This is a genomic window from uncultured Winogradskyella sp., from assembly GCF_947496485.1.
GTDB lineage: Bacteria > Bacteroidota > Bacteroidia > Flavobacteriales > Flavobacteriaceae > Winogradskyella.
Genome location: NZ_CANMCZ010000003.1, coordinates 336,986 through 352,512, shown reverse-complemented (window position 1 = coordinate 352,512; position 15,527 = coordinate 336,986). Strand labels below are relative to the sequence as shown.

Sequence of the window (15,527 nt, the reverse complement as noted above, 5' to 3'; positions counted from 1 at the left end):
TATAAATAAGAATCTGAAACAAGTTCAGATTGACACAGTATGAATAAAAAAGCGAGCCAATTGGCTCGCTTTTTTTATTTTAATCTTGCTGATTATACTTTTCAGAATACCGTTTCCAAAGTTCAGTTTGATGTGTTTCTAAACTCAGGTTTCTACCATCAATAAAAGCATGTGATAATTGATTGGTACGCATATCTAAGGCATCTCCTTCGCTGATGAAAAGTGTAGCACTTTTACCAACTTCTAAAGTTCCGTACAAATCATCAATGCCCATAATTTTGGCAGCATTTTCGGTAATTAACTGTAATGCTTGTTCTTTAGTTAGACCATGAGCAACTGTTGTACCGGCATAAAAAGGAAGGTTACGAGAGTTCATACGCTCCATTTGTCCACTTGGCTCTAGCGACACTAAAATACCAGCATCAACTAGTTTTTTAGCTAGCTTGAACGGTAAATCGTAATCATCGTCTTCCATCTCTGGCCTAGTATGTACGCGTCTTAAAAATACTGACACATTGTTTTGCTTTAAGAAATTAGTAAGATTCCCAGCTTGGTAAGCACCAACAATGGTAATATTATTAATGCCTTGTTCTTTTGCAAAATTGACAGCATCAGTAATCCCTTTTTCATCATCGACATTGATGTATAAACGCTTTGATCCATCAAATAATCCTGCTAAGGCTTCAAATGGTAAATGACTTTCATCTTTACCACCTTTGTTATAGCTCTTAGATTCATTCATATAATCTACTAATTCTTTAACTTGTTTATCATAGTTCTTATTAGGTTTTAATCCAGGATCTTCTCCTAACCACCAACGTCCACGACTAAAACTACTTGGCCAATTGATATGAATACCATCATCTGTCTTAATAGCAGCATCTTCCCAGTTCCAGGCATCATATTGAACAATAGACGATGTGCCAGATATACGTCCACCTCTTGGTACAACTTGCCCAAGGAGAACACCATTTGGACGCATAGATTCTACAATTTTTGATTCGGCATTATAAGCAATAATACTTCTAATATGGGGATTAAAAGTTCCTAATTCTGAAAGGTCATTTGAGGCTTTTACAGCATCGACTTCTACTAAACCTAAGGTGCCATTAGAAACAATAAATCCTGGATAAACATGTTTGCCTTTGGCATCAATGATATCCATTGCTTGTTTGGTCACTGGAGTAGAAGCTTCTGGTCCTATAGTAATTATTTTTCCATCACTTACAATTATAGTACTGTTTTCAATAACAGTTCCATTACCAATATGAGCAGTAGCACCAACAATAGCAAAATCTTTGGTTTGCTTTGGTGCAGGTGTTTGTTGTGCAAATCCTAATGTTAAACACAATAGAAATATTAGGCTATATATTTTATTTAATGTTTTCATGTCTAAATATTTTAGTTGTGTAAATCTATTGAGTCGCAGTGCAACAGTTCTTTTTCTTTTTTCTTAACAGGCTGTGTTTTTAAGCCTTTGTTTTTGTCTTGAAGCATCAAATTTATAAGTTCACTTTTTTCTTCCATAATAGCTTCTCGCATTTGTTTGTCCCTAGCTAAATCGAAATAAGTAACCCCTTCAATAATGGTTTTTTCAGCTTTAGCATAAACAGATAATGGATGATCCGACCATAACACCACATCAGCATCTTTACCTACTTTAAGACTGCCAACTCTGTCATCTAAGTGCAATAATTTTGCTGGATTTAAAGTCACAAACTTCCATGCTTCTTCTTCGCTAATACCACCATACTTTACAGATTTTGCAGCTTCTTGGTTTATACGACGAGACATTTCTGCATCATCACTATTAATAGCAACAGTTACACCAGCATTATGCATAATAGCTGCATTAAAAGGAATCGCATCATTAACTTCATACTTATAAGCCCACCAATCACTAAAAGTTGAACCTCCAACTCCGTGTTCCTTCATTTTGTCCGCAACCTTATAACCTTCAAGAATGTGAGTAAACGTATTAATGTTAAAATTGAATCTCTCTGCAACTTTCATCAACATATTAATTTCACTCTGTACATATGAATGACACGAAATAAAGCGCTCTTTATTCAGAATTTCAACCAAGACTTCCATTTCGGCATCTTTACGATAAGGCTTTCCACTTTTCTTAAGTTGGTCATAAGCTTTGGCTCTACTAAAGTAGTCCATGTAAACTTGCTCAACTCCCATTCTCGATTGTGGGAAACGTGAATTAGTACTACTACGTGATTGCTTAACGTTTTCACCCAAAGCAAACTTGATAAATTTTGGAGAATTATCATAAATCAAATCATCCGCAGATGCACCCCATTTTAATTTTATAATGGCAGAACGACCACCAATTGGATTTGCCGAGCCATGCAAAATCTGAATTGAAGTTACACCACCAGCTAAATTTCTATAAACATCGATATCTTCATCATCTATGACATCTTCAATAGTTACTTCTGCAGAAGAGTTTTGACCGCCTTCGTTTATTGATGCTGCGGCAATATGTGAATGTTCGTCAATAATGCCAGCAGTGATATGTTTACCTGAAGCATCAATTACTTTTGCATTTCTATCTGATAAATCTTTTCCAATTTTTGAAATTTTTCCGTCTTTAATCAGGACATCTGTATTCACCAAAATGCCATCTATTTCGTTTGTCCAAACTGTGGCATTCTTAAACAGTAAAGTTTCTGATTTAGGTTTTTCTGTAAATCCATAAGCCATATTCGGATAAGTTACTGGTTTCATTGTTGGTGGAATTTTAACTTTTCCATCAACACCAGATTTAGTTTCTAATATTTCTGGTTCCTTGTTAGCATAAAAAGATAAGTCGTTACCATTTGGTAATGTGGCTTTACCATTTAAACTTTTTCCACTGCCTGTATGAGCAGCAATTCTTATATACTCTTTTTTAGTACTGTCTGCGGTTTTAAATGTGAGGTTGATCCAATCATTTTTATAACTCATTTTAGTACCTAAGCTTTTATCTCCAGATTCTAATTTTGCTTTAGGTTTATCTGTACTTCCTGATATTGAAAGTTTATAATTATCACCAGCTAATTTAAATGTGTAATCACCATCAATATCTTTAGTATCCATATCTGTAATAACATGAGGTGTACCTTGAACCCAGTTTTCGTAGAGCTTAGTTTTCTCCTTAAAAATATCTCCATCAGTAATCAAAAAATTGGCATAACTTCCCGTTTTTAATGTTCCTAAAATGTCTGATTTTCCTAATAGTTTAGCAGGAATTGTTGTTAATGCCTCTAAGGCTTTTTGTTTTGAAAGTCCACTTTCAATAGCTTTCATTAAGTTAGATTTAAAGGATTTTTTAGACTTTAAACCATGAGTCGTTAATGCGAAATTAATTCCGTTTTCTGCTAGTATTTTTGGGTTGTGTGGTTCTTGATTCCATGAACGCATATCGCTTAGAGATAATGTACTTGCTAAAAAAGGGTTATCAACATCATAAGCCAGTTGAAAGTTTATAGGTAGAATAATTGTTGCGTTGGTTTTTTTAACTTCATTGATACGTTCGTATTCGTCACCACCACCAACGATGGTATATTGAATATTAAAAGCATCACCAACCTTATCAGCGCGTAATAGATTTGCTCTACTACCAGCTTCAAAAATTTGGATGAGATTTTTATTCTTATTTAAAGCTTCTAATGATAAATCTTTCGTATCAACATTTCCTCCGCTATACCATTTTGCATCATTATACATTTGGCGCAGTAATGCCATGCTTCCCATAATAGAAGATGGATATCTTTGACGTGATGTAACACTTTTGCTAAATGATAACTGTTGAGAAGATTCGCCATCTACAACTCGCATTGAATTATCAGCATTATTATTGAGTGCAATCAAAGCTCCTGTTCCACGAACAATACCATCTGGCATATGTGTATTGACAACTCCAAAACCTAGTTTGTGCATTTCGGAAGCTGATTTAGAATCATATTTAAAACTAGCCATCACATCTTGTTCTGGCATGATATGGTCATTCCAATAAAAACCACTGCGACTTGCTCCGTATTGTGGTCCATTTCCACCTCGTTTAGGTTTTTTTACACCAAATGTGGTGTACATATCAATAAATGATGGGTAAATACTTTTACCAGAAAGGTCAACTTTTGTTGTATTCTTCGGAATATTTACAGAATTTCCAACACCAACAACTTTCCCTTCTTTGATTAAGAGGGTTCCGTTTTCTATAACTTCGGTTGGTGAAACATGAATCGTAGCATTTGTGAATGCTGTGTAATTTGAATTTTTCGATTTGACTCCAGAATTACTAGGAAAGTAATCTTGCGCGAATAGCGAAAAACTGCACATAAAAATGAGCAGCCGTAAATGTAATTTTATCATAAAATTGGATTGGTTAATTAACTTCTTAAAGATAGGAATTATAGCTCTAAGAAGAATTTAATTTGAATATTTTAACGTTTCAAGATTAACGGTATGCCATCTCACTAAAGTCGAAAAGTCTATCATATTATAGGTTTAGACTGCGCTCAACCTGAGATTATGATATATTCACAGTTCTTTATCCTGATAATAATTGACATAAAGTGCCACCACATAATTATAACTTTTCATTCCGTTAGATTGATTATTTGCCTTTAGAAAATTATCAAATGTTTTTTTAAAAACAGGCTCTAAAGGGTTTCTGTAAGCCATCCAAAAATCCTGAACTTCTAGGTAGTTTTTAATAATCCCTTTATTTACGGTTTCTAGTATTTTATAATACGCTTCCGAATCTCTCTTATATAATTCGGCTAAACTATGTCTGAGCGCAAACGTGTAACCTGAGTATTTAAAATAAATATCTTCGTTATGTATAGCAGCTAAACTTCCAATAAAATTAGCTTCATTTTCTGCAGCATAACCTAACTGATGAGCAACTTCATGACATGATGTTGTTGGGAACTTGTAAGTGGGAATTAAAGCATCAACCTGCGCTTCATTAGTAAATGGATTCAAATAACCTGAAAATCCCATATAGGTTAATGGAATACTGTAAATGGATTTTTTAATACTTTTTGGTTGATAATCCAAATGGGGATATTCTACTGAAAGTATCTCGTAACCGTTTTTTACTTTATCAAAAATTTCAGATTTTGTGAATGGGAATTCAACTTTTACAGTATCATTTTGGGCAAGTTTATTATGAATTATATTCGATTTTGCTATAAGTTTTTCTGTAAATGAAAGTAATTGTTCAGTAGAGTATTCAGCTTCAATATTTAATGATTTATAAAGTGGTTGCCTGTAATAGTTAAAAGCCCAAAGTATATGAAAGGCAAAATATACAACTGATAATGTTGCACCAATATCTAATAACCAATTTAAAGTGTCTTTAACAACGCGTTTTCGGTTTATAAAAAACCATCTGATAAGATAAATACTAGCTAAAGTGTAAAAAACATCACCAACAGAAAACGGTAGCCATCCAAAAACATAACGCATTAGTTTAGATAAGAAAACGTAAATTCCATTACTATAGAATTGTTCAACAAACTCAGGGTAATTTTTCAATATTGCAATGGCAATAATTTGAACTCCAAGAAAAATAACAAGACCTAGCTTTTTGTTTATACGCATGTTTCAAAAATAAGAAAAGAGATTCTGAAACAAGTTTAGAATGATAAAAAATAGTAGCTAGTATTTTGTAAATTTGCAATAACAAAATAAAGATATATGAGTTCAGAAATTAGAGCCTTAGAACCAAAAGAATTATGGAATAATTTTGCAGATTTAAATGCTGTGCCTCGACCTTCTAAAAAGGAAGAACGTGTGATTCAATTCATGAAAGACTTTGGTGAAAAACTAGGTTTAGAAACTATAGAAGATGAGGTTGGTAATGTCATTATTCGTAAGCCAGCAACTAAAGGTATGGAAGACCGTAAATCTATTGTTATGCAATCGCATTTAGATATGGTACATCAAAAGAATAATGATACGGTTTTCGATTTTGATACACAAGGCATAGAAATGTATATTGAAGATGACTGGGTAAAAGCAAAAGGAACAACTCTTGGTGCTGACAATGGTCTTGGTGTGGCAACAATTATGGCTGTTTTAGAAAGCGATACGATTGCGCATCCTGCTCTTGAAGCTTTATTTACTATTGACGAAGAAACAGGGATGACAGGTGCTATGGGTCTAAAAGGAGGGTTACTTAAAGGTAAGATTCTCTTAAACTTAGATACAGAAGAAGATGATGAAATTGGAGTAGGTTGTGCTGGTGGAGTAGATGTTACTGCTACGCGCGGATATAAAGAGGAAGAAACACCTGAATTTAAGATCGGCTATTCAATAACTGTAAAAGGTTTGCAAGGTGGCCATTCTGGTATGCAAATCCATGAAGGGCTAGGAAATGCAAATAAAATAATGAATCGTTTATTATTTGATGGTTTCGAAAATTTTGGATTGCGTATATCAGAGATTGATGGAGGAAGCTTAAGAAATGCCATACCTAGAGAAAGCAATGCAACTGTTGTTATTGATGCTGTGCATGAAGAAGCCTTTGAAGCTGAAATGAAAACACTAGCCTCAACTATTAAAACTGAATTTAAAACTATGGAGCCTGAATTGGAAATTATAGTTTCAAAAACAGATACTCCAAGTAAAATAATGGATTTAGGCGTGCAGGAAGGTATTACAAGAGCGTTGTATGCAGCTTGTAATGGTGTGTATAGAATGAGTCCAGATATTAAAGATTTGGTTGAAACATCCAACAATATTGCGAGAGTTATTGTAAAAGATGGTCATATTAAAGTTGGTTGCTTAACACGTAGTTCCGTTGAAAGTTCTAAACTAGATTTAGCTAATACTTTGCGCGCAACTTTTGAGCTGACAGGTTGCGAGGTTGAATTCTCAGGTGATTATCCGGGTTGGGCACCAAATATGGATTCTGCTATTTTAAAAGTAATGGTGCCTATTTATGAGCGATTGAATAATGGCGAAAAGCCTCACGTAGCAGCTTGTCATGCAGGTTTAGAATGTGGAATTCTTGGACAGAACTATCCTGATATGGATATGATTAGTTTTGGACCAAATATTAAAGGAGCACATTCACCAGATGAACGTGCTCAGATTTCTTCAGCAAAAAAGTATTGGGAATTTGTTTTAGAAATATTAAAAAATATCCCTAAAGCTTAATTCATTATATAACATAAAAAGCAGCCATAGGCTGCTTTTTATGTTTATGAAATTATATTTTTATTTTTTAATACTTGTAAGTTGAATATCAAATACAAGGTTAGTATTACCAGGAATTAATGGTTGTCTTCCACTTTCTCCATAACCTAAATAGTAAGGAATAAACACACGAGCTTTATCTCCAATTTTCATATTCAGCATAGCTTCCCTAAAACCAGGTACTAAAGTTGCGGTTTCATTATATGGCATATCAAAAGGAGCATAACCTCCTTGTTGTTCTTGTCTTTCATCATATTTACCATTTTTCTGAGCTATCTCTTTCCAAGTAGTCCAAAATAACGTGCCATCTTCAAAATAACCAGCACAATCAATATTTACTCTGTCAGTAGATTTAGGAGTAACACCATTACTTTCGTTTGTGAAAATCATAGCCATACCTGTTGGTGATTCTATGCGGCGTCCAGTTAGTTCTGTATTACTTTTCAACCATTCTTGTTTGGCAAGATCAGCTTTTGCCTTAACCGCTTTTTGTGCCTCTTCTTTATTTTTTCTAATATTCTCCTCTACTTTCGGCATTTCTTCACTAAACACCTTTGGCGCATCAAAAGATTTAGCAGCTTTTCCTTTTCTTATAATATTTAATTTTGTGATAACCACATCTTCTACAGGTTTATGGTTTCTGGCTGCTGGGTTTACAACTTTTACGTTAGAAATGGAATCTTGTACTTCAATACCTTTTACAAGCTCACCAAAAACAGAGTGACAACTTACTCTCGGCTGATCACAGGGCTTCATGTTGCCTTGTGCATCAAATGCATCTAAGCTTGGCCAAGGCACTTCCATTATAAAAAATTGACTACCATTAGTATTAATACCTCCACTATTTGCCATAGATAGTATGCCTGGTTTATTATGTCTTAGTTCTGGACTAAAATCGGCAGCAAATCTATATCCAGGTGTACCACTACCGCTAGCAGTTGGATCTCCACCTTGTATCATAAATTTATCTATTACTCTATGGAAAGTAACACTGTCATAGAATGGTTTTCCTTGAAACTTTTCTTCAGCCATTGGATGATTACCTTCAGCTAATGCTACAAAATTGGCAACAGTTACAGGAACTTTATCATAAAATAATTTTGCAACCATTGTACCTTTATTGGTTACAAATTCGGCATAAATACCATCTTCTAAATCTGGATAACGTTCTTGACAAGATGTGCTCGCCAAGACTAATAATACAACTAATGTTGTAAGTGCATTTTTAATCATTGTTTTGGGTTATAGTGTTTAAAGTTACTTCACAAATTAAAGGAATGTTAGTTCCAATTTTATTTTCATCGCCATAGTAGCCATAGGCCTTTTGAGATGGAAAAATAAAGGTTACACTTTCGGTAGGTTTCATTAATTTTAAACCTTCTCGTAAACCTGTGAATAATTCTTCCTTATCCATGACATAAGTTTTGTTTTCTTTTGAATAGATTTCAGTACCAGAAATATTTGAAACATTAAAGTCGAAATCAACAATATCACCAAATTTTGGTTGAACCGTGTCACTTTCAATTTGGTTATCATAATAATACCAAAAACCACTTTCAGAGGCGATGTAGTTTTTTTCTGGATTGCTTTTTATTATGGATTCAATTTGCCCACGTTCTAATTCGTTAAGCTTTCTATTTCGTTCTGCTGATTCTTTTAAAAACGAACCAGAATGAACAGATTCGGGCATTCTAGCCTCTGGAGATTTACAGCTAAAACATAGCAGTAATACTGTTATAAGAAGTAGTAGGTTTTTCATTTTTAATATTTTTAATTGTCACCCAATTATGGGTTTATTGGGACAAATCTTGTTTATAGGTTGGTAATATACTAATAAATTTATCAATCGTCGTTTGCATATCCTCTTCACTGCGCCCTCCAGCCGCATTAGTATGACCTCCTCCATTAAAATGAGCTCTCGAAAATTCATTTACCGAAAAATCACCTTTGCTGCGTAAGGATATCTTAATAATTTGGTCTTTTTGGCTCTCAATAAAGATTGCCGCAAAGATTATATCTTTCAATGATAAGGCATAATTTACAAAACCTTCAGTGTCTCCTTTTTTAAAATTGAACTCGTCCAATTCATCCTGAGATAAGCTGATGAAGGCTGTTCTTAATTCAGGGATTACCTTTAGATTCTGCATAGCTCTACCAAGCAACTGTAAACGACTATAACTATTGGTGTCGAATATTTTATTATGAATTTCAGAATTATCTGCTCCTTTATCGATTAAACTACCAATAACTTGGTGTGTTTTACTAGTTGTTGCAGGAAATCGGAATGAGCCAGTGTCTGTCATAATACCAACATATAAGCAGGTAGCAATTGTTGCTTCAATTTTATCAGTATCATTTAGCATTTCAATGAAATTATAAACCATTTCGCAGGTAGAAGACATGCTAATATCCGTGTAGATATATTTTGCATAATCATCTGGTTGTTGATGATGATCTATCATTATTTTCATTGCAGTAGAACCTTCTATAAGTTTAGCTAAACCATCACCAGCTCTGTGAAGTGCATTAAAATCTAAAGTAAAAATAATTTCCGCGTTTTCGATTAAAGTTTTACTTTCTTCTTGTTGATTTTCAAATTTCACAACCATGTCATCTCCCGGTAACCATTTTAAGAACTCAGGATAATCATTTGGTGCAATAACAACAGCATTATGATTGTAAGTTTTTAAATAGTGATATAGTCCTAGAGTAGAACCCATAGCATCTCCATCTGGATTTTTGTGTGGTACGATGACGATGTTCTTTGGTGAACTTAGTAGAGTTTTTATTTCAGAAATTTGTGCTTCACTCATAGTTGGCGAATTTACAATTTTTCAAGGTTTAGTAAACTATTTTAATATGAAATTAAGATATACTTAAAAGTTCTCGATGTAAAATTGTAGAAATAATAATCTCACTCTAACTAACGCTTTCGAAGTAACAATAATTTAATAATAGGTAGACTTGATTAATTAAAGAAATGCATTACTTTTGCACCTCATTAAAAAAATATACATGGCAACTAACAGAACATTTACAATGTTAAAGCCAGATGCTGTTGAAAAAGGACACATTGGCGCAATATTAGAAAAAATCACAGCTTCAGGTTTTAGAATCGTAGCTATGAAATTAACGCAAATGACTAATGCAGATGCAGAGGAATTTTACGGTATACATAAAGAACGTCCATTTTTTGGTGAGTTAGTAGAATATATGACTCGTGGACCTATTGTTGCAGCAATTTTAGAAAAAGATAACGCTGTTGAAGATTTTAGAACATTAATTGGTGCTACCAATCCTGCTGATGCAGCAGAAGGTACTATTCGAAAGTTATATGCAGCTTCTATTGGCGAAAACGCTGTTCATGGAAGTGATAGTGATGACAATGCAGCTATTGAAGGTGCTTTCCATTTCTCTGGTAGAGAGATGTTTTAGTATAAGCATTAAATAATATCGAAAAAGACCATCCTATAAAGATGGTCTTTTTTTATTATAAATACTTTATTTAAGACTTTCTCAAGATTTTCTCCATCTTCCTGCCTTTTGCCAATTCATCAATCAGTTTTTCCATTTGTCTACATTGTTTATACACCTCAAACTCATCCTCAATTTCTTCAATTCGATAACCGCAAACGACTCCTTTAATCAGGTGTGCGTTTGGGTGTATTTTGGCTTTTTGAAAGAATGTTCTAAAAGTTACTTTTTCATCCATAAGTGCTTGTAAAGCATCTTCATCAAAACCAGTAAGCCATTCAATTACTTGGTTGAGTTCTTCTTTTGTTCTGCCATTTTTCTCCAATCTATTCAGGTAAAGTGGATAAATAGATCCAAATATCATATTGGCAACTTTTTCATTTTTATCTGCTGTAACTTTCATATTGATTAATCTAAAGGTGAGCAACGGTCTTTTGTGTGATCTCGTTGCATGTTTCAGCAACTAATTTAGTAAACAAATCGCAGATAGAAAATTCCGAAGGAATTGTCCGAATAGCTCTGAACGAAGCAATTAATTCAGACTCTATACTTCCAATATCGAACGAGATTGTTCTTTTCGTTCAATTCCGTACTTTTTAAATAATTTACTATATGCTTTATTTATTATTTTACTATGAATTGGTGTTGGCATTTCTCAAATGTGTAGTTATTTTTCCGTTTGCTTTAGAACCCAATCCATAAGTTCATATTTATTTATTGCATCCCAAGTAGATTGGGTATTCTTTTTTGGTGAGGTATTATCTTCCGGTTGTAAAACAATTAATTCGGTGTTTTTATTTCCTAACAGTTCTAACTCAGCTAAAAAACCAACTATATCTGTTGAATTATTTTCATACAAGGTTCTTAGTTGCTTTGTTAGTTTATATTTTATTGCAGGTTCTATATACGCTCTAACAGCATAGGTTTTGTAAATCTGAACATTTCTATTTTTTTCATCAAAGTAGCTGTATGATGAGAAATTGTGATAACTCTCTGGATTAGTTTTAGGCGTGCCCTTTAAATATGTTTCTAATAAATAATTTATAAATTTTGGTTCCCAAAGGTCAATTTGGTTAATTCTGATATCACGTTTATGTTGATACCATTTTCTTGTGAAATCTAGTGTAAAATTGCAAATGACAATACCTTTTATGTTGAGTTGAAACTCGAAATCCCCCTCTTTCATGAATTTAATATATCGCATCGATCTATGTCCTACTAAACTTGCTCCTAAAAAGAAAATGTTCTCATTTGGTAAATTATGTTTATTAAAAACTTCTCGAATTAGCTTATGTGTAGAAATCATAGATGATTTATAAAAGTAGAAGTCAAGGGGAATTTCGGTTGAAACTGATAATACCGCAAAGTCTTTCTCAGATGCTTGATTATACATCTGCTTTGAGCTCCTATTCTTTTTGTCATACCTCGAATCTTCGAGTAAAATGAGTACACCTTTAATTTCCTTATTTTCAGGAAGCATTAGAGTATAACCTTTTTGAATAAAGGGTAAAAAGTCATTTTCTCCTGTTCCAACTCTAATACTATCATTTTTTACAGGGTCATAATATTCAACAATTTTCTGTGAAAAAGACTTAATGCTTAAAAGAGTAAAAAGGAGTAAAAAGAATAGCTTAGAAGATGTTTTCATTATTGGTTGTTTTAATTTCTGACAGAGATGAAATTTTGTTATTCCAATATTTAGTTTGGTTTTCAATCCAATTTAAAATTCAAAGTTTTGCTAGTAATTCAGAATTGTATTCTACTTAAATGCTATTTCCTTATTCTTTAGAATAAGAAGATGGAAATAAAAACCATGATATGGGAAAGAAAAGAATAAATAAAGTCCATTTAAGAGGACTAAGTTTATCTTTTGCTCCAGTTTTCTTAACAGATAAATCCTTTAATTTTTCTTCTTTTTTTATCATCACGTTTTCATTTTAAGTTGTTGAGAATTTTCAAAAATCTAATTATTGATTGTTATATTTTTTTTTTGATAAAAGATACAAGTTTTATTTAAAATTCTATAAAATCAATAATTTTAGAGATTTAGACTTCTAATTTTCGAGTCATTACTTATAACAATTTTGTGTATGACTCGCTGTGGAAAATGTCCAACGGACTTTTACACTGAAAACGAAAGATAGCAAATTGCAATGAATTCCTAATCAGAATTCAGCTTCAATAATCTATACACATTATTGTAGTAAGTGTTGACCTATTTTTCTATATGGTGAGCTGCTACGGCTATTTTTGAGTCTGCTGTCCCATAATAAAGAAACCAATTGTTTTTAAACTGCACTAACCCTTCTACAAAACAAACTTCATTTACTTCACCAACTTTTTCATAATCTTTATCGGGATAAATAAAATAGTTGTCTGTTCTATCAATTAGCTTATAGGGTTTGGTCTTATCGAAAAGGGCTTGACCAGCTGCATATGTGAATTTAGGTAAATTGGAGTCGTTAAAATTAGCTGCATTACTTCCATTATATATTAATAAAATGCCTTGTTCTTTAAATATAGCAAATGGACCAGGTTCAACTAATCTGCTATCAAAATACCCTATTCGAGGGTGTAATACAGATATCATTCTTTTATTTTCCTCATTTTTACACACTTCCCAGTTTATTAGATCTTCTGACGTGGCAAGAAACAAATTTGTATCTCCAAAATACATCCAATATTTACCATCTATTTTTTTAGCAATATTTTTGTTTCCTACTACTTCTACAACAATGGCTCCTGATTTTGACCATTGATCTTTATCCTCTTTTAAAACAAGTCCATGTTTAGTCCAAGAAATAAGATCTTTAGAGGATGCAATGGCGAGCCGAGCTGTTTTTCCATCATATGCAGTATAAGTCATAATATAAGTCCCATCATTACTTTCTATAATTCTTGGATCTTCAACTCCATCAAAATAACAGTTTAGACAATCTTCCAATTTTTCATTATTATCCATCTTTTTATAATTCCATTCATACGTTTTCATGAAATCATTATCAGGATAGAATACTGGCTCTTTTTGTTTTATAAAATGAAGTCCGTCAGAACTAATTGCGAGGCCAATGCGAGATGTTCCGCCTGAATCTTGCGCTCTATAAAATAAGTAAACTTCACTGCCTTTTACAATTGCCGAAGGATTTAGCACATTTCTTTCTTCCCAATTTTGTTGTTTGTTTGTTACAGGACATTCAAAATTTAGGCTTGCTGTTGGCCTTAGAATGGGATTAAGACTATCGACTTTTGTAAATTCTGTAAAGGTCCAATGATTGAGATTATGTTGTAATTGGTCTGTCTTTGAGGATTCCTTCTTGCATCCACAAAATAAAATTGCTAATAGGATAATTAAATAAAAAGACCTCGTCATATTATTATTGTTGAGCATAGTATATTTTATTATATGGATTGATTTAGCTCTAAGGTAGTGGTTTAAAACTAATGTTTTACAAAAGTCAGATGAGGGGAAATATTTATAGAATTTAAGTGCTTAAATTTCAGGAGAAGATGCCGTCAACTAAGTCTATTGTTAGTATGTTTGTTTTAGTAATTCGGCGAGTACTAGCAAAGAATTATAGACGTTGTTGTCTATAATTTTTTATATGCGCTTGTTTCAGTCACATATGGAAAATCTATTGTTGTCAATATTCCATTTTTATATAAAAATGAGTATTCCACAGTTTTATTTATCTCTTTTGGCTTAAAATTTAAAGTAAGGTAAATTCTGTTCGATTTTTTAAGAATAGATGACGTCACGGTAGTTTTATTTCCGGAATTCAAAAATTCAATTCCAATTCCTGCCGAGTCATAGTCATCTTCTATTTTAGAGCACTTATTAAATTCTGCAAATCCGTTTTGGTCAGTTTTTTGAATTTGCTCATTCTCATTCTGACACCAATATTTGATTTCAAAATTTGAGATTGGGTTACCAGAATTGTCTTTTACCTCAAAAGTAACATTGTCCGAATTTTTAATATCTGTTTTTTCAAGAAAGCTTGTAGCTTTTTCGAAAAACGAATATTTACGTCTAAGAATTAAGCTATCACCTTTTAGTTCCCAAAGTCCAGAAAACTCAGACCAAGTCCAGCAACTGTCACCTTGCGATTTATACTCAAAAGTGCCATCCTCTTTTAATTCAAGTGTGTCAAAAGATAGTTCACTTTCAATCTGATATTTTCCAATAATTTCGGGATTAATCAAATTAAGAATACAGAATATTAATGTTAGCAAAAGTGTTTTCATAAATTATGTCCAACGTGTTTGTGTATGGTTAGTTGTGCGCTGGCTTTTTTCACCAATCAAGTTGTAATGCTTTAACAGAACCTGGTTCTACCTTTAATTCTTCTTTGCAATATTGAATGGTTTTCGTTATTATTTCATTTATTTCTTCAAAATTTTCAATTCGTTTTCCCTCAATTGTTGGTGTTACATCAAGTTTTGAGTTTATCGAGTCAAATATTTTTTTAAATAGTTTAGCCGTTTTTTGGTCATTTCGTAACACGCCATAAGTTATTCGAATGGCATCAAAAGGTCCTTGATTATCATAAACTTCTTCTCCATTTATAATTGGAAATAGCCAAATTTTGATGTCATCTCCAATATCCGTTTTATTCCTGATTCCGAAATAATCATCGACTTGTTCAAATTCCAATTCAACAAGTTTTTCAAATTCTCTGCTGTTAGGAAGATAGTCAGGATTTTCAAATCCAACAATTAAAAACAAATCTCCAAAAGTCGGTTTGTCCGAATTGAATTGAAAGTCTATTCTAATTCCTTCAAATGCTAAAGTTTCCAAATCCAAGGTTTGTGTTTCCATTTCCTTTTTTTGCTTTCCACTGTTGCAACTTAAAAGT

At 32.8% G+C, this 15,527-nt stretch carries 14 protein-coding genes; 2 read left to right on the top strand and 12 right to left on the bottom strand.

What is annotated here, in order from left to right:
• Positions 1–79 precede the first annotated feature (79 nt).
• The 3 genes from Q0822_RS11925 to Q0822_RS11915 all read right to left on the bottom strand — a co-directional run bounded on the left by Q0822_RS11925 (position 80) and on the right by Q0822_RS11915 (position 5,601).
• Complete coding sequence (locus Q0822_RS11925) at positions 80–1,390, bottom strand: amidohydrolase family protein (RefSeq protein ID WP_299123894.1); 1,311 nt, start codon at positions 1,388–1,390, stop codon at positions 80–82.
• Positions 1,391–1,401: 11 nt separating this feature from the next.
• Positions 1,402–4,365 carry an amidohydrolase family protein gene (locus Q0822_RS11920; RefSeq protein ID WP_299123892.1) on the bottom strand — a complete coding sequence of 988 codons (2,964 nt, stop codon included), beginning with the start codon at positions 4,363–4,365 and terminating at the stop codon, positions 1,402–1,404.
• A 168-nt stretch (positions 4,366–4,533) separates the two neighbouring features.
• Positions 4,534–5,601, bottom strand: coding sequence for a DUF3810 domain-containing protein (locus Q0822_RS11915; RefSeq protein ID WP_299123890.1), 1,068 nt, complete (start codon positions 5,599–5,601; stop codon positions 4,534–4,536).
• A gap of 96 nt (positions 5,602–5,697) precedes the next feature.
• Between Q0822_RS11915 and Q0822_RS11910 the strand changes: the two genes are divergently transcribed.
• Positions 5,698–7,161, top strand: a complete 1,464-nt coding sequence (locus tag Q0822_RS11910; protein WP_299123888.1) for an aminoacyl-histidine dipeptidase — start codon at positions 5,698–5,700, stop codon at positions 7,159–7,161.
• 60 nt (positions 7,162–7,221) lie between these two features.
• On the opposite strand, the gene Q0822_RS11905 is transcribed toward Q0822_RS11910, so the two are convergent.
• The 3 genes from Q0822_RS11905 to Q0822_RS11895 are packed head-to-tail and all read right to left on the bottom strand — an operon-like array spanning position 7,222 to position 10,013.
• On the bottom strand, positions 7,222–8,433 hold the full coding sequence (locus Q0822_RS11905) for a peptidylprolyl isomerase (RefSeq protein ID WP_299123885.1): 1,212 nt from the start codon (positions 8,431–8,433) through the stop codon (positions 7,222–7,224).
• Positions 8,426–8,959, bottom strand: coding sequence for a gliding motility-associated peptidyl-prolyl isomerase GldI (gldI, locus tag Q0822_RS11900; RefSeq protein WP_299123883.1), 534 nt, complete (start codon positions 8,957–8,959; stop codon positions 8,426–8,428). Before gldI ends, Q0822_RS11905 begins: the two co-directional genes overlap by 8 nt.
• Positions 8,960–8,993: 34 nt before the next feature.
• A complete protein-coding gene (locus tag Q0822_RS11895) occupies positions 8,994–10,013 on the bottom strand; it encodes a bifunctional oligoribonuclease/PAP phosphatase NrnA (protein ID WP_299123881.1) in 1,020 nt (339 codons plus the stop codon).
• Between the two features lie 202 nt (positions 10,014–10,215).
• Here Q0822_RS11895 and Q0822_RS11890 point away from each other — a divergent pair, with 202 nt between their 5' ends.
• The gene (locus Q0822_RS11890) at positions 10,216–10,635 is read left to right on the top strand and encodes a nucleoside-diphosphate kinase (protein ID WP_008268905.1); all 420 of its coding nucleotides are present in this window, start codon (positions 10,216–10,218) and stop codon (positions 10,633–10,635) included.
• A gap of 70 nt (positions 10,636–10,705) precedes the next feature.
• On the opposite strand, the gene Q0822_RS11885 is transcribed toward Q0822_RS11890, so the two are convergent.
• The 6 genes from Q0822_RS11885 to Q0822_RS11860 form a co-directional block, all read right to left on the bottom strand.
• A complete protein-coding gene (locus tag Q0822_RS11885) occupies positions 10,706–11,077 on the bottom strand; it encodes a DUF2200 domain-containing protein (RefSeq protein WP_299123878.1) in 372 nt (123 codons plus the stop codon).
• A gap of 264 nt (positions 11,078–11,341) precedes the next feature.
• Entirely contained in the window at positions 11,342–12,322 is a 981-nt protein-coding gene (locus tag Q0822_RS11880) for a hypothetical protein (protein WP_299123876.1), read from the bottom strand.
• Positions 12,323–12,452: 130 nt separating this feature from the next.
• The gene (locus Q0822_RS11875; RefSeq protein WP_299123874.1) at positions 12,453–12,599 is read right to left on the bottom strand and encodes a hypothetical protein; all 147 of its coding nucleotides are present in this window, start codon (positions 12,597–12,599) and stop codon (positions 12,453–12,455) included.
• A 290-nt stretch (positions 12,600–12,889) separates the two neighbouring features.
• On the bottom strand, positions 12,890–14,044 hold the full coding sequence (locus Q0822_RS11870) for a glycoside hydrolase family 130 protein (RefSeq protein ID WP_299123872.1): 1,155 nt from the start codon (positions 14,042–14,044) through the stop codon (positions 12,890–12,892).
• Between the two features lie 218 nt (positions 14,045–14,262).
• A complete protein-coding gene (locus Q0822_RS11865; protein ID WP_299123870.1) occupies positions 14,263–14,916 on the bottom strand; it encodes a hypothetical protein in 654 nt (217 codons plus the stop codon).
• Between the two features lie 49 nt (positions 14,917–14,965).
• On the bottom strand, positions 14,966–15,490 hold the full coding sequence (locus Q0822_RS11860; RefSeq protein WP_299123868.1) for a hypothetical protein: 525 nt from the start codon (positions 15,488–15,490) through the stop codon (positions 14,966–14,968).
• Between the last annotated feature and the right edge of the window lie 37 nt (positions 15,491–15,527).